The organism is Arthrobacter sp. NPDC056493, assembly GCF_042795115.1.
GTDB lineage: Bacteria > Actinomycetota > Actinomycetes > Actinomycetales > Micrococcaceae > Arthrobacter.
This window is the reverse complement of record NZ_JBHTSL010000035.1, coordinates 1-26,963: the sequence shown is the minus strand read 5'-3', so window position 1 is coordinate 26,963 and position 26,963 is coordinate 1. Positions and strand designations below refer to the sequence as shown.

Genomic DNA, 26,963 nt, shown 5'->3' with positions numbered 1-26,963 from the left:
GGCGTGAGGGTTAGGCGGGGGACCGCTGTCACGGACGCCTCGATTGTCCGGCACTCCGCCCTGCGCAGCTCGCTCGGCCTGGTTGTGGCCAAGGCTGCTCAGACGGGCGCTGGTTTCGCCTTCTGGATCGTGGCCGCGCGCGCGACGTCCGACCGTGAGGTCGGGCTCACCACGGCTGCGGTCTCGGCGGTAATGATCTGCACGCAGCTCGCGGTGCTGGGCGCCGGGTCTGCCGTGATCGTGTCGGTGGGGCGGGGGGAGCCGCCCGCGCGGGTGCTGGACGCGGCGTTCGCCATCGTGGGGGTAGCAGCAACAGGGCTGGCCCTCGGCTACCTCGTGCTGCAGTCTGCCGTGGCGCCGGACACGGCCTCGGCATCGGTTCTCTTCTGGCTCACGTTCCTGGTGGCTGCCGTGGCCGGCACCCTGGTGATTGTGCTGGACCAGGCCCTCGTGGCGCTGGGACGCGGTTCCAGCGCAACCTTGAGGTACGCGCTGGGCGGCGGGGTCTCTCTCGCAGCGGCAGCGCTCGTGGCCTGGCAGGCGCACGGCGCCTCCGCCGACATTCTGATGGCCTGCTGGACCCTCGGGACCGCCGTGGCATGCGTCGTCGGCGCGGTCCAGCTGCGAAGACTGGTCGGCTACCGGCCGCGACCATCCTTGCGCTCGATGCGTGGCCGTCCACTGCTGGCGCTGGGCATTCCGCACCAACTCCTCACCCTCACCGAGCGCGCCCCCGGGTTGGTGCTGCCGCTCCTGCTCGCGCACACGGTGGCGCCGGAGGCCGCTGCCTACTGGTATCCCGCATGGATGATGGCTTGGGCAGCCTACACGGCTCCGGTGCTGATGGGCATCGTCCAGTTCTCCGAGGGTGTCCGCGACGCGGACCGCCTGGTGTCGACCACCTGGTCGAGTCTCCGTTGGTCCCTCACCGTAGGAGGCCTGGCTGCCGCCGTACTCGTCATCTTCGCTCACCCGCTGCTCAGTCTGCTGGGGGAACGGTACGCCGACTCATCCGCCGGCGCCCTGCGTTGGTTGGCGGCCGGACTGGTGCCGTACGCGGTGCTGCAGGCCTACAACGCCGTCTGCCGTGCCCGCGGCCGCTACACGGAGGCGATCGTGTTCGGCGTGACGCTCGGTACCGCCCTCTGCGCCTCAGCTCTGTCCGCCACCGACAGGGGCGCAAGCGCCATGGCCCTTGCGTGGTTGGTGGTGCTCTCCATCGGGGCCGCGATAGTCGGGCTCCGGCTGGTCGCCGTCCTCCGGCGCCTCACCTAGGACACGCGATGACCAGCACGCTTGATGGAACCGGCCGCAGCGAGGGGCGCTGGAACCCCCGTTACGTGTGGCCGGTCGCGATGTGGCTCGCCGTCGTACTTGTGCTCGTGCTCTTCGGGGCCGGAGCCTTCGCGACGGACGTACCGCGGGATCAGCTCGCGTTCCGTGATCTGGGCATCGACGCGCTCTCGCGCACCCAGGGGATCGGCCCCGACATCGAGGGGCACTTTAGCTGGCCAGGTTTCCTCGCCCTCCGAGGTCCGATGAGCCGCACCAGTCACCGGATAGCCCACATTACAGAGGCTCCCTGGCTCGTGGACGGTGTAGCTGCGACTCTTCCTTCCACGCGTTCCGGGACTGCTGGCGTGGAACGCGCAGGGCAGTGGTGGCTCGTCAGCGACCTCCACCTGGGCATGTCGGACGACGACCCCAGGTGCCCCGGCAGCGTGCTGCCCCAGTTCCTGTGCCGCGAGGTGCTCGCCGCCTCCGGTCCGCAGCAGCACGTCGCCTTCGTCGGTGACACGTTTGAGCTGGTCGGGTTCGCCGAGGACGAAAGCCTGGCCCGGCTCGAGTCCATCCTGACCCGCCACCCTGACACGTTCTGGGCGCTCCAGGCGTGTGCGGCGCGTGGCGTGCAGCTGCACTTCGTGTGCGGCAACCACGACGCGGAGCTGGCCCGGCCGTCGGTTGCCGCCCGCCTGTCGGCGCTGTTGTCACCCGTCGAGCCGGCGCGGGTCCGGGTGTATCCGTGGTTCCTCCACGTGCCCCACGTGCTCGTGGCCGAGCACGGGCACCAGCACCACGCGCTGCATCGGATACCCGAGGTGCTCCGGGTGGCCGTCAACGGCACCGACGGGTTGGACCTGCCACCGCTCGCCGCCTGGAACGCCGATCCGTCCAGGTCGCGCCTGAGCCGTGTCGGGGACCTTGCCCGGGCCTGTCTGGCGTCCGAACGGGCGGAACGCCGCGTCCGGAAGCTCGCGTACTTCCAGCTGTTGCAGGCCGAGTCACTGCGGCTCGCGCTCGACGAGGTGGCCGTTCGCGACCTGGCGCACCTCTCCCGGTTCCGGACGGTGTCGGCGCTCCCGGTCGCCGCAACCCGCATGCTGCTCGCGGCAGCCGGGCGGAGAATCGCCCGCGAGGAGCCTCCTGCTGCAGCGGGCCGGGTCGCGCGCACCCTGGAGGCGCACGATTCCGGGGTGGCCTGGTACGTCTCGGGCCACACCCATCGTGCCCTCGAGGCGGCACTTGAGGCGTGCCCCACCCGGTACGCCAACACCGGCACATGGTCTTCGGATGTCCGCGGTCGCGGACCTGACCAGTCGGACCGTCGGGCGTTCCCGTACGTCATGGTCGACGTCGCCCGCGACGGGGCCACCAGCGGCGGGCTGCGGTATTGGCGTCCGGACGGCGGCTGAGTCGCGCAGGTGTCGGTGCGGGGGTCGGCGCGGGTGCCCGCACCCATGCAACTCGCGCGGAGTTTTTGTCCATTTGTCGCGACTTTCGAGGGCCATAGGGCCCCATATCTGGACAAAAACTCGGGGGCTCCAGGAGCTAAGAGAAGCACGACGTCGGCCGGTCACCTTGCGGGGTGGCCGGCCGGCGTCGTTGTGGTCAGCCCGGCGCGAATAAAGTTATTGCATTAATCATACAATGATGTATCTTTAGTGTGTGACTTGAGCCACACACGGCTCCCCTGGTGCACCGCCCCACAGCTTCACCAACCGGCAAACCCGCCTGAGAATAAGACCAAAACCACACTTTCATCCCCAACCCGCAGGAGTGACGACGATGTCATCCATGAAGAATCCAACAGCCCAACAGGGCCTGGCCTCATCAGCCAGCAAGCGACGCTTCCTCATCAGGATGGTCACGGTCCTGATCGGGGGGATGTTTCTGGACGGGTACGTCCTTGGCATCATCGGCCCGGTAAGCGGGACGATGGCCAAGGACCTGCAGCTCACGGCGCTGTGGCAGGGCCTCATCGCCGCAGCCGCCCTGATCGGTATCCTGGTCGGTTCACCCGTGGGCGGCTGGATATCCGATAAGTGGGGCCGAAAGCCAATCTTCATGTTCGATATCGCACTGTTCGCGGTGGCGTCAGGCATGCAATTCTTCATCGACTCGCCGGCATGGCTGCTCGTGGTGCGGCTGCTGATGGGCATTGCGATCGGTACCGAGTACGCCGTCGGCTGGCCGCTGATGGCCGAGTTCTCGCCTACGCATTTGCGCGGCCGGCTGATGGGTGCCATGGGCATCGCCTGGTATGCCGGGTTCATGATCGCGTTCCTGATCGGCCATCTGCTCACTGAATTCACCGACCTCAGCTGGCACTTCATCCTCGGAACGAGCACGTTCATTGCAGTGGCCCTGTTCCTGGCCCGGCTCGGCATGCCGGAGTCACCACGCTGGCTCTGGAGTGTGGGCCGCAAGGACGAAGCCCGTGCCCTCGCCTACAGGTACATGCCGGAGGACGCTCTCGACGACGTCCAGCATGAGGACGTCCGCAAGGGCAGTTTCGGGATGCTGTTCTCCAGGGAGTACTGGCGCTCCACGCTGTTCATCTCGGGCTTCTGGTTCTGCGCTGTGACACCGTACTTTGCGATCGCCACTTTCGCCGACAGTGTCCTGGACCAGTATGGCCTCGCCGGCGGCCTGGCCGGCGGCGTCGGGCTCTCCGCCGTCGCCCTGGCCGGGGTGGTCATCACGTTCCTGCTGATCGACAAGGCCGGGCGCCGGGTATTGACCGTTCCCACGCAGTGGCTGTGCGCCGTCGTCCTCGCGGTCATCGGCCTGTGGGCCGGAGCGCCGGCACCCGCCGTGCTCGTCCTCTTCCTGGTCTTCTCCTTCTTCAATGCCGGGTACAACACGTTGACGAATGTCTACCCGGGGGAAGTGCTCCCCACCGAGATCCGCGGGATCGGGACCGGTTTCGCTGCCGCTGTCAGCCGGGTCGGGGCGGGCATCGGCACGTTCCTCATGCCTCTGTCGATGGAGAACCTCGGGCCCGGCCCAACCATGCTGATCGCCGCCTTTGTCGCCCTGGCCGGCGCTGCGCTTTCCCAGTGGCTCGCTCCGGAGACCAAGGGCAAGTCGCTCACCGAAGCAGCTGCCGGGTACGCACACTAGCGGCGGCGTCCGTCCCCTATGTGAATCAAGAACGACGCCGGCCGGTCACCTTGTGAGGTGGCCGGCCGGCGTCGTTGTGGTGAGGCCGGCCGGACATGCCGCGGTGGCGGTCATCTCTCCTGGTCTTCCGTAGCAGTTCCGCGCATTCGCAAAAAAGCTATTGCATTAATCATACAATGATGTATCTTTAATGTGTGACTAGGGGCACATCCCGCTCCAAGGACGCACTTGTCACCACAAATCTTCCCCACCGGCAGCTGCCTTCTTGGCCGGCAGTCCCGGCACCTGGATCCCTGAGTCAGAAAGTTCAAAATCATGAAAGATGTAGTCATTGTCGGCGCTGGACTCGCCGGCCTGTCAGCAGCATGGCGGCTGCGGCACTGGGACACTGTTGTTCTGGAGTCGGAGAACCGCGTCGGCGGCCGGATCCGCTCGGAGCGCCGCGGTGCCTACTGGCTGAACTGGGGCGGGCACGTCTTCGCCGGCGCAGGATCCTCCACCGATGCACTGCTCAACGAGGTCGGCGTGACCGCCGTCAGCATCCCGGGTTCACTCCAGGCCCTGTCGATGAACGGGAAGTTCATCCGCAAGGGGCACATCGCCACGTACCCCTTCCGCATTCCAATGTCCCTGACATCGCGCATCGACACGCTGCGGGCCGGCATGAAGGTTGTCAGCGGCGTCGCCAAGTACACCGGCGTTGTTCGGAAGCGTTCAGGGGAGTCCGGTGCGATGCGCCAGCAGCGCATCTACGACTTCGAGAACAACGCCTCGTTCCAGGACTTCATTGGAAACCTGTCAGAGGACGCAGCCGCACTCTTCAAGACCACTGTCACCCGCTCGGCCGGTGACATGAACGAGATCTCCGCCGGCGCCGGCATCGGATACTTCAGCCTGGTGCTGGGTATCGGCCAGGGACTGAGCCAGGGCATCGTGGGTGGCCCGTCCACCCTGACCGAATCAGTCGCGGCCTCGCTGGGTGACCGTATCCAGCTCGGTGCCGCCGTGCAGGAGGTCGTGCACAAGAAGGAATCCGTCGTCGTCCGGTACACCCAGGGCGGTGTCGAGCATGAGGTGGAGGCCCGCACCGTCGTCCTCGCGACCACCGCTGACGTGTCGCACCGGATCGGCGTGGACCTCCCGGAGGAGCTGCGCGGTGCGCTCAGCCAGATCAAGTACGGCCCGCACGTCAGCACGGCGTTCCTGACCAACGAGACCTCGGCACGGCCCTGGGACGACATCTACGCCATCGCGGCGCCGAAGCGCTCGTTCGCGATCGCGCTGAACCAGGCGAGCATCGTTCGCGGTACCGAGTCCGTGCGGAAGCCGGGCGGCAGCTTCATGACGTTCTCGCCGGCCAGCCTCGGTAAGGCCCTGTTGGAGAAGAGCGACGAGGAAGTCATCAAGACCCACCTCACCGACCTCGACCAGGTCCTCGGCCACGGTTTCGCCGACAGCGTCGTTGAAGCCAAGACCGACCGCTGGAAGGTTGCTTCCCCGTACTGCTTCCCCGGCCGGGCCAAGATCCAGTCCACGCTCATGCGCGGGACCGACCGCGTGTTCCTGGCCGGTGACTACCTCGGAACCCTCTACACCGAAAGCTCCATCACTACCGGGTTCTCGGCAGCGCAGGAGGCCGCCAGCCTGCTGGCCACGCACCGCCAGGCCCCGCCGCATTCCGGCCTCTCGATCGTCGCGTAACAGCGACCGTCTCCTGCATCAATCACCGTTTTCCACCCACGTACCTAAACCCCGTACTTAAGAAGAGGAATCATTCAATGTCCAACGACCTCCGCGGTGTCCTGACCGCACTGTCCACCCCCTTCGGCCAGGATGGCGCCATCGACGTCGATACCCTGCGGCTCATCGTCGACCGCTCCATCGACGCCGGCGTCGACGGCGTCGTCGCGGCCGGTTCAACCGGCGAGGTCGGTGCCCTGTCCTCCGAGGAGCGGCTGCTGCTCATCAACACCGTCATCGACCAGGCCAATGGACGCGTCCCGGTCATCGCCCAGACCGGCGCCACCTCCACCGCCGAAGCCATCCGTCTGTCGCAGGCAGCCGAGAAGGCCGGCGCGGACGTACTCATGCTGATCACGCCGTACTACGAGCCGCTCACCCTGGCGGAAACGGTCACGTACATCAAGGACGTCGCCCGGTCCGTCACCATTCCGGTCATGCTCTACAACATCCCGGCTGTCACCGGCGTCAACCTCGACCCGGCAACAGTCCGTGCGCTGGCCGAAGAGGTGGAGAACATCAAGTACATCAAGGACTCCAGCGCCAACTGGGAACAGGCACTGCAGCTGATCCACCACCACTCGGACGTCATCGGCACCTTCATCGGCTGGGACGTCTACCTGTACAGCGCCTTGGCCGAGGGCGCAGCGGGCGTCATGGCCGGCACGGCCAACGTCGTCCCCAACGAAATCGTGGCCGTCAGCCGGCTCATCGCCGACGGCGACCTCACGGGCGCCCGTGAACTGTGGAACGACCTGTACCCGGTCATCGACGCCCTGCTCTCCGTGCCCTTCATCCCGGCCGTCAAGGCCGGCCTTGCCCTGCAGGGTCTTCCCGCCGGTTCCCCCCGGCAGCCCACTGCCGACCTCAACGCCGAGGACCTCGCACGGGTTGAACAGGCGCTCTCTGCCCTCAAGCAGACGGTGGGATAAGCGATGGGTGACTTCGCGGAGCTCCTGTCCGCTGTTTCCGACGCGATCTGGGCACCCATGGCCTACGTCGTGCTTGGGCTCGGCATCGCCTACTCGGTGGCCACCAAGGGCGTGCAGTTCCGGAGGATCCCCGACATGCTGCGGCAGCTGAGGGACAGTGAAGGCGGCGAAGGTGGCCTGTCCTCCTTCCAGGCCCTCGTGCTGGCCCTGGCCAGCCGGGTCGGCGTCGGCAGCATCGCCGGTGTGGCAACCGCCGTCGGCGCCGGCGGCCCGGGGGCCCTCGTCTGGATGGCCGTCACCGGACTGGTCGGATGCACGGTCGGCTACGCGGAGGCAGCCCTGTCCCAGACGTTCAAGCGCCAGGTCAAGGACGAGGACCGCCGCAATGCCAACGAGGACATCGGCGGCATGCCGTACTACATCAGGTACGGCCTGAAGCTCCCCAAGGTGGGGGCACTCGTCGCGGTGCTTGGCGTCATCGGCTACGGGTTCGTCTTCCCTGGCCTCCAGGTCAACACCATTGCCGCCAGTGCCAAACTTGCTTTCGGCCTGGACAGCTGGGTCCCCGCCCTGCTCGTCACAGTGCTGATCGCCCTGGTCATCTTCGGCGGCACCACCCGCCTGGTGAAGGTCACCCAGGCCCTGGTTCCGGTGCTCGCCATCGGCTACCTGGTCCTGGCACTGGCTGTCATCGGCATCAATATCGGCAGTGTTCCGGCCGCAGTGGCCCTGATCTTCCAGTCGGCCTTGGGTATCCACCCTGTACTTGGCGGCATCGCCGGTGCTGCTGTGGCGTGGGGCGTACGCCGGGCGGTGTTCGCCTCGTCGAACGGTCTGGGGGAAGCAACGTTCGCGGCCGCTGCGGCCCGCACCTCACACCCGGGCAAGCAGGGGCTGGTCCAGACGTTCAGCATCTACATCGATGTGCTGCTGATCTGCATGGCCACCGGCCTCATGATGGTCGTTTCCGGCAAGTACAACGTCTCGGACGGTTCCGGCGGCTACATCGTCAACAACATGCCTGGCGTGCCGGTCGGCGCCAACTGGGTCCAGGAAGCCATCGACACGCTGCTTCCAGGCTGGGGAGCCGGCTTCGTTTCAGTCGCCGTGCTGCTCTTCGGCTTCACCTGCCTGCTGGCCTACTTCTACGTCGCCAACTCCAACCTGCTCTACCTGCTCGACGGGAAGAACGGGCACGGGTGGAAGACCACGCTCAAGGTCGGAACCATGGCCATCGTGTTCTTTGGATCCGTGGTGAACGCCCAACTGGTCTGGGCCGCGGGTGACATCGGGCTCGGCCTGATCGCCTGGGTCAACCTCATCTGCCTGGCCTTCCTCTTCCCGCTCGTCCGCAAGATCTACCGCGACTACGAACGCCAGCGGAAACTGGGCCTGGATCCCACCTTCGATCCCAGGGCCTTGGGCATAGAAGGAGCCGAGTTCTGGGAACACAAGACCGAAAAGTCGCCCGCCGCCGTCGTCAATTAGGCACGTCAGGCAGGCACATCCCGTAAGCCACAACAGGACTGAAGGAAAAACCATGACCACCACAGAAACAGCATTGTTCACCGTCCGCAGGGCGGGAGACGTCCCCACGCCGTCCCTGCCGCCTTTCGGCCAGTTCATCGGCGGGGCGTTCGTCGCCCCGGTTTCGGATGCCACCGCCGACGTGGTGAATCCGGCCACCGAGGAAACCATCATGCAGGTTCCCTCCGGCTCCGTTGAGGACGCCGACGCCGCCGTCGCCGCTGCAGTGGCGGCCAAGGCCGGCTGGGCCGCGAAGACTCCCAAGGACCGGTCCGCGGTCCTGCTACGCATCGCGGCCATCATTGAGGACAACCGCGAACTGCTCGAAACCCTCGAAGCTGCCAACACCGGCAAGCCCGCTGCCGTGGCCGAGGACGACATCTCGAGCGCGGTTGATACCTTCCGGTTCTCGGCTGGCGCCGCCCGGGCGTTCACCACGCTCGGCGCGGACGACTATGCAGAGAACCACACCTCGGTGATCTTCCGGGAACCTGTGGGCGTCGTCGGCGTCATCACTCCGTGGAACTACCCGCTGTTGATGGCTGCCTGGAAGATCGCCCCGATCCTGGCCGCCGGCAACACCCTGGTGCTCAAGCCATCGGAGCAGACACCTTTGACCACGCTCAAGCTGGCCGAACTCGTCGCCGACGAGGTTCCCGCCGGTGTCCTGAACATCGTCACCGGCTCCGGCCGGGTGGTGGGCAACCGGATTTCGGAGCACCCGGACGTGGACCTGGTCGCCATCACCGGAAGCGTCGGCAGCGGCCAGAAGGTCGCCGAAAGCGCAGCCGCCTCCGTCAAGCGCGTCCACCTGGAACTGGGCGGCAAGGCGCCCGTCGTCGTGTTCGAGGACGCCGACCTGGAAGCTGCCGCCAAGGGAGTACGCGAGGCCGGGTTCTGGAACGGCGGGCAGGAATGCGGTTCCGCCTGCCGCGTCCTGGTCCATGAGTCCGTCGCCGAGAAGTTTACTGAACTGCTGGTGCGTGAGGTGAGCGAGATTTCGGTCGGCGCCCCGGGCGCGGGCGACGACGTCGAGATCGGTTCCATGATCTCCAAGGCCCACTACGAGAGGGTCCTGGCGGCACTGGAGGACATCCGCAAGGACGGCCTGACGATCGCCGTCGGCGGCAACGCCCTGGACGGTCCGGGCTACTTCATCGAACCCACAGTCGTGACCAACGCGCCGGCCGGCGCCCCGATCACCAGCACGGAGATTTTCGGCCCGGTGGTGTCGGTGGAGACCTTCAGCACCGATGAGGAGGCCATCACGCGGTCCAACGAAACCGTGTACGGACTGGCCGCCTCCGTGTGGACCACGAACTCCGCCCGCTCGCTGTCCGTTCCGCGCCGGCTCGACTTCGGCACCGTCTGGGTCAACTCCCACCTGGTCATCGCCAACGAAATGCCCTGGGGCGGCTTCAAGGGCTCCGGCTACGGCCGCGACCTCTCCATTTACGCCCTGGAGGACTTCTCCCGCACCAAGCACGTCATGTACAACCGCGGCTGAGACCAGTCTCGGGCACAACCGGAAGGGAAGATGCAGGTTGAATAGCAGTCGCACGGCGAAGTGGTTGTCGCTCGCCCAGGGGGACGTCATAACGTTCAGCCGCCAGGGACGGACTCTGTGGGGCGGTGTCATCGATGACCGCACTGAAGACGGCCACATCATTTGGGTGACTGACGAGGTTGGCACCCGCCGGCTGGTCCATTCCCAGGACGAATACGACTTCGCCGTCACCGGCAACGTCTATTTCAGACCGGACCGCCGGGCGGGTGAAGCCTTGGCCAGTGAAGCACTGGCCTGCTGAGCCTTAGGGTCGCAATCCCCTCCGTTCCGGCACTTCGCCGGGACGGAGGGGTTTCCTTCGTGTACCCCGCGAGTACTCCGCCAGGCAGCCGGCAGTTGCCTGGCGTTCGGCAGCGACGCAGTCAGTCGGCGTCGATCTCCTCCAGCAGATCCTTCGCGGCCTTGCGGATGTCATCGTGGTCGTGCTGCGCGGCCCTGCTCTCCAGCGAAATGATGGCGCAGCGGTGGACTTTCTTGAAATCCCCGAAAGGAAAACTCACGCTCCCCTTCGTGCCCTCGGATTTCTCGCTGTCAATGCCGAGATGCCACTTCGAGAACTCCTCGAAGCCGTGCTTGTCGATGAAGGAGTTCTCGTCATCCGCTGAGGGTGCGTGTTCGCTCCAGTCATCACGGACGTCCCGCTCCACCTTCCCCTTCTTGACGAGGCTGCGTGCGTGCTCCAAAGCCTTGCGGTTCAGTTTCGTAGCCATGAGATACCTCCGCCTGCCGGGTTGTCAGATCCACGAACAGCTCAAGGCTAAGACCGACGACGGCGGCCCGCCAGTCCGGCGGTTGGGCCCGGTTCCCGTTGGGCCCGGACAGTCCGGCCCAGCCGGGCCCGGCAGACCGCCTGCCCAGGCGGGCCCAGCCGGGCCGTCCGGGCACGTGGGTTAACTGCCCGGAGACGCGGCGGAAACGTGTCCACAACACAGTCCGCATACCTTGGCGCCATGACCATCACCGAGTTACTCAGCCGGGCGCGTGCGGCGCTCGCGGACGCCCTGCTCCTGCCGCCGGTTCCTGCCACTGCCGAGCAGGCCAATGACGCCCTCCAGGAGGTCACCCGGTGGGCGTGGCTGCCTCCCCTCAGCGGCGTCGCCGTCGCGGGAGACCACGCGCTCACGGCGCACGTAAATGCCGCCGGCAACGCCGCCGAACAGGCGGAAAAGACCAATTAGTGTCGCGTTGGCCACACTATTCTTGACGTTGCAGCTTTATGACCTAAACTGCTTCACTGAGGTGCCTGAATGGCGCTGTGCAGCAACGAAAGTGAACAACGCTATGGCTACCGATTACGACGCCCCACGCAAAACAGAAGAAGAGTCTCCCTCCGAATCGCTGGAGGCACTCCAGGCGTCCCGCGGCGGCGGTGCCCAGACCGCCGTTATCGACGTCGACGAGAACGACACCGCCGAGGGCATCGACCTTCCGGGCGCCGATCTTTCCAACGAGGAACTGACGGTCATCGTCGTTCCCGAGCAGTCCGACGAGTTCACCTGCGGCTCCTGCTTCCTGGTCCGTCACCGGTCCCAGGTAGCCAAGGAAAAGAACGGCATGAAGTACTGCCACGACTGCGAAGGCTAAGAGACAGCCCACCACGCAAGTCCTGCTTTGCAGCCAGGCAGCCTTCATAGCCAGGCAGCCGCCAGAGCAAAGCCACGCGAGGCGCCGGCTCCCCAACGGGAGGCCGGCGCCTCGCTTTGTTGCGCCAGCATTTCCACAGGCGTTCGGCCGCGCCCGCGCCCAGCTTCAAGGGCCTGCGCCAACGCCGTTATCTGCGGTAACGGAAGCGTGGAGAAAGGGCCACGAACGCCTCTCGATACGCTTAAAAGCGCCCCCGGAATTACGGCCCCGTGACCCGCATTTTGCGAGATTAACGGTTGCGCCCCGAACCGGCCACATCCCTCGTTTAGGGCTTTTGGCGCTCCTACTCTGGAGCTATCCAATCACTCACTCGAAAGGGGTGGCCAAATGAAAAAAATACCCGCCTGGCTCACAGTCATCCTTCTGGCTGTTGGACTGGGCCTGCTGGCTCCGGGCTCCGCCTCGGCAGCCTCCTACTGCGGGCAGGTGTGGGGCTCGCTGGCGAAGGCTGACAAAAACCTGAGCACCGCAGCCATCACCAATGTCCGCACTGGGCAGCACTACTGCTTCGACCGCCTCGTGTTCGACCTCAAGGGCAAAGCCAAGGGCTATAACGTCCGCTACGTTTCCGAGGTGGCCCAGGAGGGCTCCGGCCTGCCGCTCAAACTCCGTGGCGGGGCATTCCTGCAGCTCACCATCAACTCCCCGGCCTATGACAACGCCACCGGCAAGCCCACCTTTACCCCGGCCAACCGGTCCGAGGTAACCAACGTATCCGGTTACCACACGTTCCGGCAGGTGGCGTGGGCCGGCAGCTTCGAGGGCTACACCACCCTTGGGCTTGGCGTCCGTGCCCGGTTGCCGTTCAAGGTGTACACGCTGGACGGTCCCGGCGCCGGCTCCCGGCTCGTCGTCGACGTCGCCCACTACTGGTGAGATGCCCGCCGCAGGGGAGCACAGCACCAGCGGACCAGCGCAGCCAGGGGACAGCGCAGCCAGGAAACAAGGGGTCCCGGCACGTTCAGTTTCCTGACAGCTAGTTAAGAGCAGTGATGCCCCGCCTCCCGGGCCAGTTCAGGCCGGGAGGCGGGGCATCGCTGCTTCCGCTGGTGCTATTCGGGAACCACCAGCGCGGGGGTGTCCTTGCGGATGGTGTCGCCGCGGAAGTAGCCGGGCCGCAGCCGCGCCATCACCAGCATGAAAACGATCCCGAGCGCCAGGATCCCCACGCCGAGCACGAACACCAGCCCCACACCGAAGATCTCCGAGCCGCTGCCGAACTCCGGCGCCCAGCTGTCGATGGCGGTCTGCAGGAAGACCACAGCCAGCCCGATACCGCCCAGCAGCGGGCACAGCAGCCGCATCACGAAGTTGCGGGCGCTGCTGAAGACGCTCCCGCGGAAGTACCAGGTGCACGCAAACGCCGTCAGCCCGTAGTAGAAGCAGATCATCAGGCCCAGGGCCAGGATGGTGTCGTTCAGGACGTTCTCGCTCACCACATGCATCACGGCGTAGAACCCGGCGGACAGCACGCCGGCCGCGACGGTGGCGAAGCCCGGCGTCGAAAATTTCTTGCTCATGTGGCTGAACTGCCGTGGCAGGGCGCCGTAGTGCGCCATGGCGAGCAGGCTGCGCGACGGTGACGTGAACGTCGACTGCAGCGACGCCGCCGAACTGGACAGGACCGCCAGGGACATCAGGATGGCGAACGGGCCCATGACGGGTGAGGCCAGTGCGGTAAAGACGTTCGCGTGGTTTTCCGCGTTGTTAAGGCCGATCCCGGTGTCTCCGACGCCGGCGAACATCATGGTGGCGATGGTCACCAGCAGGTAGATGCCCAGGACGACGACGGCGGTCAGGGTGCCGGCGAGGCCGGCGGTCTTCTTGCCGTTGGCCGTTTCCTCGTTGACGGTCAGGCACACGTCCCAGCCCCAGTACACGAAGATGGACAGCGAGATTCCCGCGGCGACCTGGCCGAACGTCTCGATCTTCGTCACGTCGAACCAGTCCCAGCTGAACGGGATGGCGGTGCCGGATGTGGACCAGTTGGCGAACGCCATGGCCACGAAGAGGCCCAGAACCACCAGCTGGAATCCCACCAGCCCGTACTGGACCACCTTGGTGGTGTGCAGGCCGCGGTAGCTGACCCACACGGCCAGCGCCACGAAGACGAAGCACGTCAGCACGTTCAGCGGCTTGTTGGCGGCCAGGTCCGCCAGTTCCGGCGACCCGGTCAGCTGCGCCAGGAAGAGGTAGAAGAAGTCCACCGCCACCCCGGCCAGGTTGGACAGCACGATGATGTTCGCGGCCAGCAGGCCCCAGCCGCCCATCCAGCCAACCCACGGTCCGAACGCCTTGGTCACCCAGGTAAACGTGGTGCCGCTGTCCGGGGAGTCCGCATTCAGCTCACGGTAGGCCAGCGACACCAGGATCATGGGGATGAAGCCGATGAGGAAGATCACCGGCAGCTGCAGCCCCGCCTCATTCACGGTGGGACCCAGCGCGCTGGTCAGCGTGTAGGCCGGCGCGATGGTCGAAATACCCAGGACGACGACGGCCAGGAGGCCCAGCTGCCCGCCCTTCAGGCCCTTCCCGGTAATGCCGTGCGTTGCTTCGCCATCCGGGGAAGTGCTCTTCCCTCCGGGCTGGACGCTCGTGGTTTGGCTCATGACTGGCCCTTTCTAGATTGCAGCGGGCTGCTGCTGGGTAATGCAGTGGATGCCCCCGCCGCGGGCGAAGAGTTCGCGGGCATCGATGCCCACCACCTTGCGCCCGGGATACGCATCGGCGAGGATGCGGAGTGCCTTCTCGTCGTTGGGGTCGGAGAACGTGCAGGCGATGACCCCGCCGTTGACCACCACATGGTTGATGTAGCTGTAGTCCACGAAGCCCTCCGGGTCCGTCAGGGCCACGGGTGCCGGGACTTCGATGATGTTCCAATCCCTGCCGGCAGCGTCCGTGGTGGAGGACAGGAAACTGATGATGTCGCGGCTCACCTCATAGTCCGGGTGGGCGGGGTTCTGCTGGGAATGCACCAGCAGGGTGCCGGGGGACGGGATGGCGGCAACAATATCGACGTGCCCGCGCGTTCCGAACCGCTGCGAGTCACGGGTGAGCCCGCGCGGCAGCCAGACCACCTTCGTGGCGCCGATGGTCCTGGCCAGTTCGGCCTCGACGTCGGCCTTGCTGAGTCCGGGATTGCGGCCCGGATCCAGCTGCACCGTTTCGGTGACCAGCACTGTGCCTTCGCCGTCCACCTGGATTCCGCCGCCCTCGTTGATCAGCTCTGACACGAGGTGCCGGGCGCCGGACCTGCCGGCCACCTCGGCGGCGACCAGGGAGTCCCTGTCCCAGCTGGCCCAGTCCTGGGCACCCCAGCCGTTGAAGACCCAGTCGACGGCGCCCAGGGCGCCGTTTCCGTCCAGGACAAACGTCGGGCCGATGTCGCGCATCCAGGCGTCGTTGAGTTCCGCCGCCAGCACGTCGACGGCGGGTGACAGGTAGCGGGCGGCGGTTCCGACCTCGGACGGGTCCACCACCATGGTGACCGGTTCAAATTCGACGGCGGCGTTCGCGACGGCGGCCCAGACGGAGCGGGCGGCGTGCGCCGCTTCCGCCGTGTCGCCGAGGGTGTACCCGCCCGTGGGGAAGGCCATCCAGAGCCGCTCCTGGCGGGCCGTCTCGGCCGGCATGCGCCACGTGCTCATGCGTGTACCCCGCTGGTTGAGCCTGTAGAAACCAGCGAATCGTCGCTGCCGAAAGGCTCCTCCGGGCGGACCGGCTCGGTGAGCCGGGCGTAGGTGTCCGGGCGGCGGGTGGTCAGGAACGGGAACAGCGTCAGCCAGTCCTTGCGCTGGTCCAGGTCGAGGTCGGCCACGAGCACAGCCGACTCGTCGCGCGGCGCCTGGACCAGGATGCGGCCGTAGGGGTCCGAAATGAAGGAGGAGCCGTAGAAGTTCAGGCTGCCCTCCTGGCCCCAGCGGTTCGGGACCACCATGAACAGGCCGTTGGCGATGCCGTTGCCCACGATGACCTGCTGCCAGAGCGGCTGGGTGTCAAAGTCCGGGAACAGCGGCTCGGAACCGATCGCCGTCGGGTACACCAGCAGCTCGGCGCCCCCGAGGGAGTACATGCGGGCCAGTTCGGGGAACCATTCGTCCCAGCAGGTGGGCATGCCCAGCCGGGCGCCGCCGAGTTCGGCCGGGACGTGGACCTGGTAGGCGTCCTCCGCGGCGGGACCCTGGCGGAAGAACTTGTCCTCGTAGTATCCGGCGGTCACCGGAATGTGCAGCTTGTGCGTGCGGGCCAGGAGTTCGCCGGCCGGGGATACGAGGATGGAGGTGTTCAGCCCGAGGCCGTCATCCGAGCCGTCCGGGTTGCCTGCGCGCTGATACAGCGAGGCGTGGACGGTGATGCCGTTCCTGCGGGCGGCCTCGGCCGCGAAGCGGAAGGTGGGGCCGGTCAGCAGGTCCTCGGCGCCGTCGGCGGGGCGCGGCCGGTCCTGGCCCTGCCGCGCCAGGTCATTCTCCGGAACCTGGTCCGCGGGGTAGCGGGAGAGGGTGAGCTCGGGCAGGAACACCACGGTGGCGCCCAGCCGTGCAGCCCGGTCAATGCCGTCGTTGAGTTCGGCGCGGACTGCGGCGGCGCTGCTGTGCCAGCGGTGCTGCACGACGCCGACCCTCAGGGCGGGACGGCCGGACGGCGCTGTCCGGGCGAGCGAAGCGGGCGCGTTCAGGCAAGTTATTTCGATCATGATGATGATTACTCCAGTGAGACGACCGTCACTAAATGAATGACGTTCATTTAGTATGCATGTGCGGCGGGGGTGTGGCAAGGGGTATTTGAATGCCGATCATTTATGACCCGCGAAGTAGTAAGTAAGCTGATCGTGAAATTGGGGCGCCCGGGCTCCCCGTGCCGGGGCGGCTGCGGTAGCGTCAAAACCACTGGACCAATCGAGGAGGATTCATGAAGGCTTCACCGACACTGACCAACAACATGCAGGCCGTCCTGACGGACCTGATCGAACTGCACATCCAGGGCAAGCAGGCGCACTGGAACATCGTTGGAACCAACTTCAGGGATCTGCACCTTCAGCTCGACGAGATCGTGGATGCCGCCCGTGCCTTTGCCGACGACGTCGCGGAACGCATGCGCGCCCTGCACGCCCTGCCGGACGGCCGCACCGCCACCGTGGCGAAGTCGACCCACCTTCCGCAGTTCCCCGACGGGCTCATCAACACCAAGGATGCGATCGACCGCATTGTGGCGGCACTCGAGGCGGCCGTAGGCACCATGCGCAAGGTCCATGACGAGGTGGATGAGGAAGACCCCACCACCGCGGACCTGCTGCACACCTTCATCGAAAAGCTCGAACAGTACGCGTGGATGGTCGGTGCCGAGAACATGAAGGCGTCGGCCAGCGTCACGCATCCCGACAGCAAGTAGCCGGCCAGCGGGACACGCTCGCGCCTACGGTAACGGGCAGCCCCGGAGAGATTCTCCGGGGCTGCCCGTTTCTGTGCCGGCTACTTCGCACGCGGGATGCGGCGAAGCACGACGGCGGCCAGCACCGACGCTGCTGCCATCAGTGCCAGCGCAATCGCCGCGGTGATGTGGACGCCCGAATCGAACGCGGCCCGGGCGGCCCCAGTGAGCGCCTCGGCCAGCGGGGCCGGAAGTGAGCCGGCGAGCTCCATGGCGCCGGCCAGCGTTTCCCGGGCCTGGTCCGCCGACGCTGCCGGGACCGTCTGGCCAACACCGTCGGGCAGGGCGAGGTGCTGCTGGTACGACGCCGTCAGGATGGATCCCAGGATGGCTGTGCCGAGGAGTGAGCCCACTTCATACCCCGTCTCCGAAATCGCCGCAGCCGCTCCCGATTTCTCCACCGGCACGGCTCCCAGGATCAGGTCGTTCGAGATGGTCTCTGCCGACCCCACACCCAGCGCCAGGACGAGGAGCGCTGCCAGCAGCGCCGTGGGCCCGGCGTCGTGATTCCCGAACGCAACCACGCCGTAGCCGGCGGCGCTCAGCGCCAACCCCGCGGCCACCACAAATCCCGGCCGCACCTTCCGGACCAGCGGAACCACGAGGAGGCCCGCCACCACGGTGGCCGTCAGGGCCGGCAGCATGGCGGTGCCCGACTCCGACGGCGACATGCCTTCGAGCAGCTGCAGGTGCTGTGCCAGGAACAGGATGAAGCCGTTGTAGGAGAACAGCGCCAGGATGTTGGCCGTGATCGCCGTGCTGAACACGCGGTTCCTGAACAGCGACATATCCAGCAGCGGGGACGCGTTCAGCAGCGGGGACGCGAGGGCCTGCTGGCGGCGGACAAACACGAGGCCCATGGCCAGGCCAAACGCCAGAACTCCGAATGACGTCACGCCGGGTCCGTGGGTGGCCAGTTCCTTGATGCCGTAGACCACCGGCGCCATGGCCAGCATCGACAGCGCCACGCTGGCCAGGTCCACGCGGCCGGGGTTCGGATCCCTGGATTCCGGAATGAGGAAGCGGCCCAGGATCAGGGGCGGCAGCATGATGGGGACGGCCACGAGCAGGACAGCGCCCCACCAGAAATGCTCCACCAGCCAGCCGCCAAAGATCGGCCCCAGTGCTGCGCCGCCGGAAAAGCCCGCCGCCCAGATGGCCACGGCCAGCCGCCGCCTGCCCGGCTCCCGAAAGATGTTGCGGATCAGCGACAGCGTGGACGGCATGAGCATGGCGCCGAAGAATCCGAGGGCGGCGCGGCCGGCGATGAGCCATTCTGCGCTCGGCGCGAATGCCGACGCCGCGGAGACTGCCGCGAAGCCCGAAATGCCGACCAGCAGCAACCGGCGGCGGCCGATCCTGTCGCCGAGGCTGCCCATCGCCACCAGGAGCCCGGCGAGGACCAGGGCATAGGCATCCACCACCCACAAAAGCTGCACGCCCGAAGGGTCGAGGCTGCGGGCGATCGCGGGAAGGGCGAACGTCAGCGCAGTGTTGTCCACGGCGACCAGGAGGACAGGGAACATGAGCAGGGCCAGGGCGAACCAGTCGCGCACGCCGCCGCCGGCCTGGGTTGCGGGAGTGCGCTCCGGGGAAAGGGCTGGGTAGATGGTCATGAAATAACTATACCGTCCAGACGGTACAGTTATAAACCCCGGGTGGGACCGGGCATGATGGAAGCCATGCCCAGAAAACCGGTCGCCCGCGGCGCAGTGCTCGATGCGTTTGAATCCCTGCTGATTGAGGTGGGGGAGCGCGCTGCCACCCTCGATGCCGTTGCTGCCCGTGCCGGCGTGTCCAAGGGCGGGTTGCTGTACCACTTCCCGAACAAGGAAGCGTTGATCGGCGTCCTGCTGGACCGGCTCGATGAGTTCGCGGAAGCGGACGCGCAGGCCATGGCCGCGGCTCCCGAGGGTGCGGCCGCATACTTCATCAAGTCGTCGGTCTGGGCGGACACCCCGCTGGACCGCGCCATCGTTGCCGCGACCCGGCTTGCCGAGGTGGCGCACGAGGAGACCCGGCGCCGGTTCGCCCACATCCAGCAGCGGTGGCTCGGCGAGATCGCCCGCGACGTAGGGCCGGGCCTGGCCAAAGCGGTGCTGTACATGGGTGACGGGCTCTACTTCAACGCCATGCTGTCCGTCGGCCCGGCGGCGACGCCGTCCGAGGCCGCGGCAGACGTCGAAAGCCTCCTCGCCGCGCTTGACCGGCTGAGGGCGTAGGCCGGCGCCGTCGAAATCGCCGGAAACCTGCGTAGTCGCCGGAAACTCCGGCGAACTGGCAGCTTTCCGGCGATTTCGCACGCGCGTCTCCGGGGGTGTGCCAGCCCACGCCGCCACAGTTTGCAGACGCGATCCCGGCGTAGGACAATAGCCTCTGTGACAGCTGTCACCGCACAATTGAATAAGCCTTTGATCTGCGGCGGGAGAGTCCTGCAAGTAGGTACAAGCAGGCGCCGTAGGAGCAAAACCTCCCCAGGAATCTCTCAGGCCCATGTACCGCCGCGGCAAGGCAACTCTGGAAAGCAGCAGGCTGCCCGCTTGAAATTTTCCGCCTCCGCGCGGACGGTTCAGGGCGTGCTGTGCTCACCGACGGTGCAAGCGGTGCTGTGCGAAGGCGCAGCAAACGCGGAAACTCTCAGGTCCAATACAGAGCGGGGAGGAACCCGAATCAATGTGGCGTACCCTGCGTCGCCTTAGTTATGGAGTTCCTTTTGACCGTTAATTCAGCCTCCTCGTCCTTCGTCGACCGGCATATCGGCGCACGCCGCCAGGCCGACGTCGAAGCCATGCTCAAGGCCGTCGGCTACGACTCTGTCGACGCGCTGGTTGATACGGCAGTGCCCAATGACATCCGGCAGGACTCACCGCTGGAGCTCGCCCCGGCCCTGAGCGAGGTTGAAGCACTCGCAGAACTCCGGAAACTGGCTGCCGAGAACAAGACCGCCGTCCAGATGATCGGCCAGGGCTACTACGACACCGTGACGCCCCCGGTGATCCGCCGAAACATTCTTGAAGCACCCGCCTGGTACACGGCCTACACCCCTTACCAGCCGGAAATCTCCCAGGGCCGTCTCGAGGCGCTGCTGAACTTCCAGACCATGGTCCAGGACCTCGTGGGCCTGCCCATCGCCAATGCCTCGCTGCTGGATGAAGCAACCGCCGTGGCCGAGGCCGTGCTGCTGATGCGCCGGGCCAACAAGAACAAGGCCGCGCATGACGGCAAGACGGTCCTGGATGCGGACTGTCTGCCGCAGACCATTGCCATCGTCAAGGGCCGCGCCGAGGCCCTCGGTTTCGAGGTGGAGGTGGCGGACCTGTCCCAGGGACTGCCCGACGGCGACATCAACGGCGTCGTCCTCCAGCAGCCCGGTGTCTCCGGCCGGGTCTTCGACCACAGTGAGGTCATCGCCGCCGCCAAGGAACGCGGCGCCCTGGTGACGGTGGCCGCCGACCTGCTGGCCCTCACCCTCATCACGCCGCCGGGCGAACAGGGCGCGGATATCGCCGTCGGCTCCGCCCAGCGCCTGGGCGTGCCGCTGTTCTTCGGCGGCCCGCACGCTGCCTACATGGCCGTGCAGAAGGGTCTTGAACGCTCCCTGCCGGGCCGTCTCGTAGGCGTCTCCAAGGACTCCGCCGGTGTTCCCGCCTACCGCCTGGCGCTGCAGACCCGCGAGCAGCACATCCGCCGCGAGAAGGCGACGTCCAACATCTGCACCGCGCAGGCGCTGCTCGCCATCGTGTCGTCCTTCTACGCCGTCTACCACGGACCGGAGGGCCTGAAAGCGATCGCCGAGACCGCCCACGGCCACGCCAGGACCCTGGCCGCCTCCCTCAAGGCCGCCGGCCTGGACGTCCTGCACACCAGCTTCTTCGACACCGTGACGGTTTCCGTCCCGGGCAAGGCCGCCGGCATCATCGCCGCCGCCGAGCAGAAGGGCATCAACCTCCGCAGCATCGACGCGGACACCGTCGGCATCTCCGCCGATGAAACCACGACGCCGGCCATCGTGGCCGACCTTCTCGCAGCCTTCGGTGCCGAGGCAGTGGAGGCGACCGACGGGTTCGCCCTGGACGCCGCCGTCGAGCGTTCCTCCGCATACCTGCAGCACCCGGTGTTCAACACGCACCGCTCGGAAACCCAGTTGCTGCGCTACATCCGCAGGCTCTCCGACCGCGACCTGGCGCTGGACAGGACCATGATCCCGCTGGGCTCGTGCACCATGAAGCTGAATGCTACGGCCGAGATGGAAGCCATTTCCTGGCCGGAGTTCGCCTCGATCCACCCGTTCGCCCCGGATTCCCAGACTGCTGGCTGGCGCGAACTGATCGCCGACCTTGAGGCGCAGCTGACCGAGATCACCGGCTACGACCAGGTGTCCATCCAGCCCAACGCCGGCTCGCAGGGTGAGCTCGCGGGGCTGCTGGCCATCCGCGGCTACCACCGGTCCCGCGGCGATGAGCAGCGCAACATCTGCCTGATCCCGGCCTCGGCGCACGGCACCAACGCGGCTTCGGCCGTGCTGGCCGGCATGAAGGTGGTCGTGGTGGCCACCGCCGCCGACGGCACGATCGACCATACCGACCTGTACGCGAAGATCGAGGCAAACAAGGACGCCCTGTCCTGCATCATGATCACCTATCCGTCGACTCACGGTGTCTACGACGCCGACGTCCGCGAGGTCTGCGACGCCGTGCACGCGGCCGGCGGCCAGGTCTACATCGATGGTGCCAACCTCAACGCCCTGGTCGGCCTGGCGCAGCCGGGCAAGTTCGGCGGCGACGTCTCGCACCTGAACCTGCACAAGACGTTCTGCATCCCGCACGGCGGCGGCGGACCCGGCGTCGGCCCGGTCGCGGCGAAGGCGCACCTGGCTCCGTTCATGCCGGGCGACGCGGCAACCTGGACCGAAGGCAAGGACGTTCCGATCTCCGCCTCGCGCTTCGGATCCGCCGGCGTGCTGCCCATCTCCTGGGCGTACGTGAAGCTCATGGGCGGCAGCGGACTGACCGAGGCCACCAAGTCCGCGCTGCTCGCCGCGAACTACGTGGCGGCCAGCCTCAACGACTTCTTCCCCGTGCTCTACACAGGCGAAGGCGGCCTCGTGGCGCACGAGTGCATCCTGGACCTGCGCGAACTCACGGCCAAAACCGGCGTGACCGCCGAGGACGTGGCCAAGCGCCTGATCGACTACGGTTTCCACGCCCCCACGCTGGCGTTCCCGGTGGCCGGCACCCTGATGGTGGAGCCCACCGAGTCCGAGGACCTAGGTGAGATCGACCGCTTTATCAAGGCCATGATCAGCATCCGCGGCGAGATCGACCAGGTGGCAAACGGCCACTTCACGGTGGAGGGCAGCCCGCTGCGCAACGCCCCGCACACCGCGGCGGCCGCGATCAGCTCCGATTGGGACCGCGCATACCCGCGCGAGCAGGCCGTCTTCCCCGGGCACACCCACAAGCAGGACAAGTACTTCCCGCCGGTGGGCCGCATCGACGGCGCAGCCGGTGACCGCAACCTGGTCTGCTCCTGCCCTCCGATCGAAGCGTTCGAGAACTAGATCCATCCGGCGGTTGAGCCTGGGCAAACCCGGGTCTCCACAGGCTCAGCCACCGCCCCACCCAAAGGATTCCTCAATGACTGAGAACTACACTGCCCTCTACGAGGAGCACAAAAAGCTGGGCGCCTCGTTCACCGACTTCGGCGGCTGGCAGATGCCCCTGAAATACGGCTCCGAACTGGCCGAGCACCACGCCGTCCGCAACTCGGCCGGCATCTTCGATCTCTCCCACATGGGCGAAGTCTGGGTCACCGGCCCGGACGCCGCCGCGTTCCTGGACTACGCACTGGCCGGAAAGATCTCCGCCATGGCCGTCGGCAAGGCCAAGTACTCCCTGATCTGCAACGAGGACGGCGGCATCATCGACGACCTCATCGTCTACCGCCGTGGCGACGAGAAGTTCCTGGTGGTCCCGAACGCCGGCAACGCCAAGGTAGTGGCCGACGCGCTGGTGCAGCGGGCAGCGAACTTTGACGTCGCCGTCGAGGACGCCTCCGCGGAGACGTCGCTGATCGCCGTGCAGGGTCCCAAGGCCGAGGAGATCCTTCTGCGCCTGGTCCCGGCAGCCCAGCACGGGCTGGTGACTGGACTGAAGTACTACGCCGCAGTCGAGGTTTCCTTCCTGGTCAGCGGCGCCAGCCGGGACCTGCTGCTGGCCCGCACCGGGTACACCGGCGAGGACGGTTTCGAAATATTCGTGGAGAACGACGGCGCCGCCGCCCTTTGGCAGTCCATCGTCGCCATCGCGGACGAGGGGGAGCTGACGCCGTCCGGCCTCGCCTCCCGCGATTCGCTCCGCCTTGAGGCCGGCATGCCGCTGTACGGCAACGAGCTCTCCCTCGAGGGCGACCCGTTCGCCGCCGGCCTGGGCCCCGTCGTCGCGCTGTCCAAGGAAGGCGACTTCGTGGGCAAGGCGGCGCTGGCTGCCAAGAAGGAAGCCGGCGCCGGCTCCACCACGGGCCGCAAGCTGGTTGGCCTCAAAGGACTGGGCCGCCGTGCCGGCCGAGGTCACTACCCGGTACTCAAGGACGGCAACGTCGTCGGCGAAGTCACCTCCGGCCAGCCCAGCCCCACCCTCGGCTACCCGGTTGCCATGGCCTACGTCGACGTCGCCTACGCCGAACCCGGCACGGCACTGGACATCGACCTGCGGGGCAAGGCGGAGCCCTTCGAAGTCGTCGCACTGCCTTTCTACAAGCGCTCCAAGTAGCCCGGCGGTCCTGTCCTGCCCAACCTTGCCGTCGCCGTCGGCCCGTCGGGGCTGACATCCTCCGCGTGCTCGGTCGCGTAGACGCCCGCTGAGCGGACGTGACGCTCCCTTAGACGCACGCTTCCGGATGCCAGCCCCGAAGGGGCCGCTGTCTGCTCACCTTTGGAAGACAGCAAGTGAGAGCCGGACCGGGCTCGCGCCTTCGAAAGCCAAAGGTGCTGGGGGAGTGCCGCCGACTGCTGGTTGAGCCTGTCGAAACCCAGGCCGGGGTCTTTGACCTCGCAAGCTCGATCATTGGGGGTCGAGCTTGCCGAACCCTCGAAGCCCAGAAGTAGCCAGGACCCCCGCTTTATCTTTCACTGCCGTTGGTTCCTTCCCGGAACTGACGGCCGGGAACGGCAGGTGAGTGGATTCCGGAAGCGTGCGTCAAAGCGAGGAACGAGCAGCACGCGGAGGAATTCAGTCACCTGCCTCCCAACCCGACCACAGAAGTAACGAGATTAAGGAACACAATGGCAAAAGTTGCCGCTGAACTGCAGTATTCCGACGAGCACGAGTGGGTCTCCCGCGAGGATGGGAATGTGGTGTCCATTGGCATTTCCGCCGTGGCCACTGATGCCCTCGGCGACATTGTCTACGTGGACCTGCCCGAGGTCGGCTCGGCCGTGACCGCGGGGGAGACCTGCGGCGAGGTGGAGTCCACCAAGTCGGTCTCGGACCTGTATGCCCCGGTCACGGGTGAGGTTACGGAGATCAACCCGGTCGTCGTCGAGGATCCCGCGCTGATCAACAGCGACCCGTACGGTGCAGGCTGGCTGTTCAAGGTGGCCGCCGAGTCCGAGGGCCCGCTGCTGTCGGCCGAAGAGTACGCAGCCAAGAACGGCGGCGAGCTGTGAGCGCCGCCCGTGCCGCAGGCGCAGAGACAGTAGCTTTCGAGCAGGTTGTGTCGCCGAGCCTGAACGCGGACCTCGCGGAGCTGGACCCGGAGATCGCGGCGAAGATCGACGACGAGCTCGGCCGGCAGCGCGAGGGTCTGGAAATGATCGCGTCGGAGAACCACACCGCCGCGGCAGTGATGCAGGCCCAGGGCTCGGTCCTGACCAACAAGTACGCCGAAGGCTACCCGGGCAAGCGCTACTACGGCGGCTGCGAGCACGTTGACGTGATCGAACAGCTGGCCATCGACCGGGTCAAGGCCCTGTTCGGCGCCGAGTACGCCAACGTGCAGCCGCACTCCGGCGCGCAGGCCAACGCGTCCGTGATGCACGCACTGATCAAGCCGGGCGACACCATCATGGGCCTGAACCTGGCGCACGGCGGGCACCTGACCCACGGCATGCGAATCAACTTCTCCGGCCGCCTTTACAACGTGATCCCGTACCAGGTCCGTGAAGAGGACCACCGGATCGACATGGCGGAGGTGGAGCGCCTGGCCCAGGAGCACAAGCCGCAGCTGATCGTCGCCGGCTGGTCCGCCTACGCCCGCCAGCTGGACTTCGCCGAGTTCCGCCGGATCGCCGACTCCGTGGGGGCTTACCTCATGGTGGACATGGCGCACTTCGCCGGGCTCGTCGCCGCCGGGCTGCACCCCTCCCCGGTGCCGCACGCGCACGTCACCACGTCCACCACGCACAAGACCCTCGCCGGTCCGCGCGGCGGCATCATCCTCTCCAACGACGCCGACATCGCCAAGAAGATCAACTCGGCGGTGTTCCCCGGCCAGCAGGGCGGGCCGCTGGAGCACGTCATCGCGGGCAAGGCCGTGGCGTTCAAGATCGCCGCTTCCGCCGAGTTCAAGGAGCGCCAGGAGCGCGTTCTGGCCGGCGCCCGGATCCTGGCCGACCGCCTGGTCCAGCCGGACGTCACGGCCAAGGGCATCTCCGTGGTGTCCGGCGGCACCGACGTGCACCTCGTGCTGGTGGACCTTCGCAACTGCGAGCTCGACGGGCAGCAGGCCGAGGACCGCCTCGCCGCGATCGACATCACTGTGAACCGCAACGCGGTGCCGTTCGACCCGCGCCCGCCGATGGTCACCTCCGGGCTGCGCATCGGCACCCCGGCCCTGGCCACCCGCGGCTTCGGCGAAGCAGCCTTCGCCGAGGTTGCGGACATCATCGCCGAGGCACTGACCGCTGACGCCGGCGCGGACCTGTCCGGACTGCGAAACCGCGTGGAGGCACTGGCCGCCGCGCACCCGCTCTACCCGTCAGTCGCCCCGCTGGGTTAATCCCTCCGGGCGACCGGCACCCCTCAGGGGTGGAGTTTTTGTCCAGATACCGGGACTTCGAGGCCCGTTAGGAGCCATTATCTGGACAAAAACTCCACCCTCGCCGGACCACATGTCTAGTTAGGATTGATTATGGCCGTTGGAGTCTTTGATCTCTTTTCCATTGGGATCGGCCCCTCGAGTTCCCACACAGTGGGGCCGATGCGTGCCGCTGCCGTTTTCGCGGAGGAGCTGAAGGCCTCCGGGACGCTGGCGGACGTGGCGTCGCTGCGGGTGGACCTGTACGGCTCGCTCGCGGCTACCGGGCACGGGCATGGCACCATGACGGCGGTCCTGCTGGGCCTGGAGGGGTATCACCCGGAGCTGATCCTGCCCGATGAAGTGGAGCAGCGGCTGGCCTCCATCGCGGAGACTGGCACCTTGCAGCTGGCCGGATCGGTCGCGTTGCCCTACGGCGTGGAGGACATGGTGCTGCGGCCGCTGACCGTGCTGCCGCGGCACACGAACGGCATGACCTTCACGGTCTCGGACGCCGACGGCGGCGTCCTGCACAGCGCGACCTTTTTCTCCGTAGGTGGCGGGTTCATTGTCCGCGAGGGCGAGGAGGACGCGGCGCAGCTGGAGCTTGAGGAGTCGAAGAAGGAGCTGCCGCTGCCGTTCCGGACCGCGGCGGAACTGCTGGAGCACTGCCGCGCGCAGGGCTTGTCCATCGCCGACATCATGCT

General features: G+C 66.7%; 23 protein-coding genes and 1 riboswitch. Of the genes, 18 read left to right on the top strand and 5 right to left on the bottom strand.

Translation table 11 applies throughout. The annotated features are described in order from the left end of the window. Positions 1-3: 3 nt before the first annotated feature. From ACFQ50_RS14720 to ACFQ50_RS14685, 8 genes are all read left to right on the top strand, one after another. A complete protein-coding gene (locus ACFQ50_RS14720) occupies positions 4-1,275 on the top strand; it encodes a lipopolysaccharide biosynthesis protein (protein WP_377996293.1) in 1,272 nt (423 codons plus the stop codon). Between the two features lie 8 nt (positions 1,276-1,283). Continuing rightward, positions 1,284-2,693: a hypothetical protein gene (locus ACFQ50_RS14715; protein WP_377996292.1), complete on the top strand. Its 1,410-nt coding sequence runs from the start codon at positions 1,284-1,286 to the stop codon at positions 2,691-2,693. A gap of 382 nt (positions 2,694-3,075) precedes the next feature. Further along, positions 3,076-4,404, top strand: coding sequence for an MFS transporter (locus ACFQ50_RS14710; RefSeq protein WP_377996290.1), 1,329 nt, complete (start codon positions 3,076-3,078; stop codon positions 4,402-4,404). Between the two features lie 315 nt (positions 4,405-4,719). After that, entirely contained in the window at positions 4,720-6,105 is a 1,386-nt protein-coding gene (locus tag ACFQ50_RS14705) for a protoporphyrinogen/coproporphyrinogen oxidase (protein ID WP_377996289.1), read from the top strand. Between the two features lie 77 nt (positions 6,106-6,182). After that, complete coding sequence (gene dapA, locus ACFQ50_RS14700; protein ID WP_377996288.1) at positions 6,183-7,076, top strand: 4-hydroxy-tetrahydrodipicolinate synthase; 894 nt, start codon at positions 6,183-6,185, stop codon at positions 7,074-7,076. Between the two features lie 3 nt (positions 7,077-7,079). Next, positions 7,080-8,564 carry an alanine/glycine:cation symporter family protein gene (locus ACFQ50_RS14695; protein ID WP_377996286.1) on the top strand — a complete coding sequence of 495 codons (1,485 nt, stop codon included), beginning with the start codon at positions 7,080-7,082 and terminating at the stop codon, positions 8,562-8,564. A 52-nt stretch (positions 8,565-8,616) separates the two neighbouring features. Next, on the top strand, positions 8,617-10,110 hold the full coding sequence (locus tag ACFQ50_RS14690) for an aldehyde dehydrogenase family protein (RefSeq protein ID WP_377996285.1): 1,494 nt from the start codon (positions 8,617-8,619) through the stop codon (positions 10,108-10,110). A 37-nt stretch (positions 10,111-10,147) separates the two neighbouring features. Then, positions 10,148-10,411 (top strand): hypothetical protein, encoded by a 264-nt coding sequence (locus ACFQ50_RS14685; protein WP_377996284.1) that lies wholly within the window; start codon positions 10,148-10,150, stop codon positions 10,409-10,411. A 121-nt stretch (positions 10,412-10,532) separates the two neighbouring features. On the opposite strand, the gene ACFQ50_RS14680 is transcribed toward ACFQ50_RS14685, so the two are convergent. Continuing rightward, positions 10,533-10,880 carry a hypothetical protein gene (locus tag ACFQ50_RS14680; RefSeq protein ID WP_377996283.1) on the bottom strand — a complete coding sequence of 116 codons (348 nt, stop codon included), beginning with the start codon at positions 10,878-10,880 and terminating at the stop codon, positions 10,533-10,535. Between the two features lie 240 nt (positions 10,881-11,120). Between ACFQ50_RS14680 and ACFQ50_RS14675 the strand changes: the two genes are divergently transcribed. From ACFQ50_RS14675 to ACFQ50_RS14665, 3 genes are all read left to right on the top strand, one after another. Continuing rightward, positions 11,121-11,348 carry a hypothetical protein gene (locus tag ACFQ50_RS14675; RefSeq protein ID WP_377996282.1) on the top strand — a complete coding sequence of 76 codons (228 nt, stop codon included), beginning with the start codon at positions 11,121-11,123 and terminating at the stop codon, positions 11,346-11,348. 103 nt (positions 11,349-11,451) lie between these two features. Next, positions 11,452-11,754 (top strand): DUF4193 domain-containing protein, encoded by a 303-nt coding sequence (locus tag ACFQ50_RS14670; protein ID WP_076798765.1) that lies wholly within the window; start codon positions 11,452-11,454, stop codon positions 11,752-11,754. A gap of 387 nt (positions 11,755-12,141) precedes the next feature. Then, complete coding sequence (locus tag ACFQ50_RS14665; RefSeq protein ID WP_377996281.1) at positions 12,142-12,690, top strand: hypothetical protein; 549 nt, start codon at positions 12,142-12,144, stop codon at positions 12,688-12,690. Between the two features lie 176 nt (positions 12,691-12,866). Here the strand turns inward: ACFQ50_RS14665 and ACFQ50_RS14660 are convergent, their stop codons facing one another. The 3 genes from ACFQ50_RS14660 to ACFQ50_RS14650 are packed head-to-tail and all read right to left on the bottom strand — an operon-like array spanning position 12,867 to position 16,507. Then, positions 12,867-14,423, bottom strand: coding sequence for an APC family permease (locus ACFQ50_RS14660; RefSeq protein WP_377996279.1), 1,557 nt, complete (start codon positions 14,421-14,423; stop codon positions 12,867-12,869). A gap of 12 nt (positions 14,424-14,435) precedes the next feature. Then, entirely contained in the window at positions 14,436-15,461 is a 1,026-nt protein-coding gene (locus tag ACFQ50_RS14655; protein ID WP_377996278.1) for an agmatine/peptidylarginine deiminase, read from the bottom strand. Continuing rightward, a complete protein-coding gene (locus ACFQ50_RS14650; protein WP_377996277.1) occupies positions 15,458-16,507 on the bottom strand; it encodes a nitrilase-related carbon-nitrogen hydrolase in 1,050 nt (349 codons plus the stop codon). Before ACFQ50_RS14650 ends, ACFQ50_RS14655 begins: the two co-directional genes overlap by 4 nt. Positions 16,508-16,722: 215 nt before the next feature. On the opposite strand from ACFQ50_RS14650, the gene ACFQ50_RS14645 reads away from it, so the two are divergent. Continuing rightward, complete coding sequence (locus tag ACFQ50_RS14645; RefSeq protein WP_377996276.1) at positions 16,723-17,202, top strand: Dps family protein; 480 nt, start codon at positions 16,723-16,725, stop codon at positions 17,200-17,202. A gap of 80 nt (positions 17,203-17,282) precedes the next feature. Here ACFQ50_RS14645 and ACFQ50_RS14640 read toward each other — a convergent pair whose 3' ends face one another. Continuing rightward, on the bottom strand, positions 17,283-18,857 hold the full coding sequence (locus ACFQ50_RS14640; protein ID WP_377996275.1) for an MFS transporter: 1,575 nt from the start codon (positions 18,855-18,857) through the stop codon (positions 17,283-17,285). A 66-nt stretch (positions 18,858-18,923) separates the two neighbouring features. Between ACFQ50_RS14640 and ACFQ50_RS14635 the strand changes: the two genes are divergently transcribed. The 6 genes from ACFQ50_RS14635 to ACFQ50_RS14610 form a co-directional block, all read left to right on the top strand. Beyond that, positions 18,924-19,463: a TetR/AcrR family transcriptional regulator gene (locus ACFQ50_RS14635; RefSeq protein WP_377996274.1), complete on the top strand. Its 540-nt coding sequence runs from the start codon at positions 18,924-18,926 to the stop codon at positions 19,461-19,463. A gap of 190 nt (positions 19,464-19,653) precedes the next feature. Further along, positions 19,654-19,752, top strand: a riboswitch (glycine riboswitch). 190 nt (positions 19,753-19,942) lie between these two features. Continuing rightward, complete coding sequence (gene gcvP, locus ACFQ50_RS14630) at positions 19,943-22,801, top strand: aminomethyl-transferring glycine dehydrogenase (RefSeq protein ID WP_377996273.1); 2,859 nt, start codon at positions 19,943-19,945, stop codon at positions 22,799-22,801. Between the two features lie 76 nt (positions 22,802-22,877). Then, positions 22,878-24,011, top strand: coding sequence for a glycine cleavage system aminomethyltransferase GcvT (gcvT, locus tag ACFQ50_RS14625; RefSeq protein ID WP_377996272.1), 1,134 nt, complete (start codon positions 22,878-22,880; stop codon positions 24,009-24,011). Between the two features lie 512 nt (positions 24,012-24,523). Next, positions 24,524-24,907 carry a glycine cleavage system protein GcvH gene (gene gcvH, locus ACFQ50_RS14620; protein ID WP_377996271.1) on the top strand — a complete coding sequence of 128 codons (384 nt, stop codon included), beginning with the start codon at positions 24,524-24,526 and terminating at the stop codon, positions 24,905-24,907. Next, a complete protein-coding gene (gene glyA, locus ACFQ50_RS14615; RefSeq protein WP_377996269.1) occupies positions 24,904-26,238 on the top strand; it encodes a serine hydroxymethyltransferase in 1,335 nt (444 codons plus the stop codon). Before gcvH ends, glyA begins: the two co-directional genes overlap by 4 nt. Positions 26,239-26,370: 132 nt before the next feature. Further along, positions 26,371-26,963 (top strand): serine dehydratase beta chain (locus ACFQ50_RS14610; protein WP_377996267.1); only part of this gene is annotated, 593 nt, incomplete at its 3' end.

Bases quoted from the DNA above. Each gene is read 5' to 3' on its own strand.
- ACFQ50_RS14710 (WP_377996290.1), top strand. From the start codon at position 3,076: ATGAAGAATCCAACAGCCCAACAGGGCCTGGCCTCATCAGCCAGCAAG.
- ACFQ50_RS14635 (WP_377996274.1), top strand. From the start codon at position 18,924: ATGCCCAGAAAACCGGTCGCCCGCGGCGCAGTGCTCGATGCGTTTGAA.
- ACFQ50_RS14640 (WP_377996275.1), bottom strand. From the start codon at position 18,857: ATGACCATCTACCCAGCCCTTTCCCCGGAGCGCACTCCCGCAACCCAG.
- dapA (WP_377996288.1), top strand. From the start codon at position 6,183: ATGTCCAACGACCTCCGCGGTGTCCTGACCGCACTGTCCACCCCCTTC.
- ACFQ50_RS14650 (WP_377996277.1), bottom strand. From the start codon at position 16,507: ATGATCGAAATAACTTGCCTGAACGCGCCCGCTTCGCTCGCCCGGACA.
- gcvH (WP_377996271.1), top strand. From the start codon at position 24,524: ATGGCAAAAGTTGCCGCTGAACTGCAGTATTCCGACGAGCACGAGTGG.
- ACFQ50_RS14680 (WP_377996283.1), bottom strand. From the start codon at position 10,880: ATGGCTACGAAACTGAACCGCAAGGCTTTGGAGCACGCACGCAGCCTC.
- ACFQ50_RS14690 (WP_377996285.1), top strand. From the start codon at position 8,617: ATGACCACCACAGAAACAGCATTGTTCACCGTCCGCAGGGCGGGAGAC.
- ACFQ50_RS14715 (WP_377996292.1), top strand. From the start codon at position 1,284: ATGACCAGCACGCTTGATGGAACCGGCCGCAGCGAGGGGCGCTGGAAC.
- ACFQ50_RS14655 (WP_377996278.1), bottom strand. From the start codon at position 15,461: ATGAGCACGTGGCGCATGCCGGCCGAGACGGCCCGCCAGGAGCGGCTC.
- ACFQ50_RS14695 (WP_377996286.1), top strand. From the start codon at position 7,080: ATGGGTGACTTCGCGGAGCTCCTGTCCGCTGTTTCCGACGCGATCTGG.
- gcvP (WP_377996273.1), top strand. From the start codon at position 19,943: ATGGAGTTCCTTTTGACCGTTAATTCAGCCTCCTCGTCCTTCGTCGAC.
- ACFQ50_RS14670 (WP_076798765.1), top strand. From the start codon at position 11,452: ATGGCTACCGATTACGACGCCCCACGCAAAACAGAAGAAGAGTCTCCC.
- ACFQ50_RS14665 (WP_377996281.1), top strand. From the start codon at position 12,142: ATGAAAAAAATACCCGCCTGGCTCACAGTCATCCTTCTGGCTGTTGGA.
- gcvT (WP_377996272.1), top strand. From the start codon at position 22,878: ATGACTGAGAACTACACTGCCCTCTACGAGGAGCACAAAAAGCTGGGC.
- ACFQ50_RS14645 (WP_377996276.1), top strand. From the start codon at position 16,723: ATGAAGGCTTCACCGACACTGACCAACAACATGCAGGCCGTCCTGACG.
- ACFQ50_RS14660 (WP_377996279.1), bottom strand. From the start codon at position 14,423: ATGAGCCAAACCACGAGCGTCCAGCCCGGAGGGAAGAGCACTTCCCCG.
- ACFQ50_RS14675 (WP_377996282.1), top strand. From the start codon at position 11,121: ATGACCATCACCGAGTTACTCAGCCGGGCGCGTGCGGCGCTCGCGGAC.
- ACFQ50_RS14705 (WP_377996289.1), top strand. From the start codon at position 4,720: ATGAAAGATGTAGTCATTGTCGGCGCTGGACTCGCCGGCCTGTCAGCA.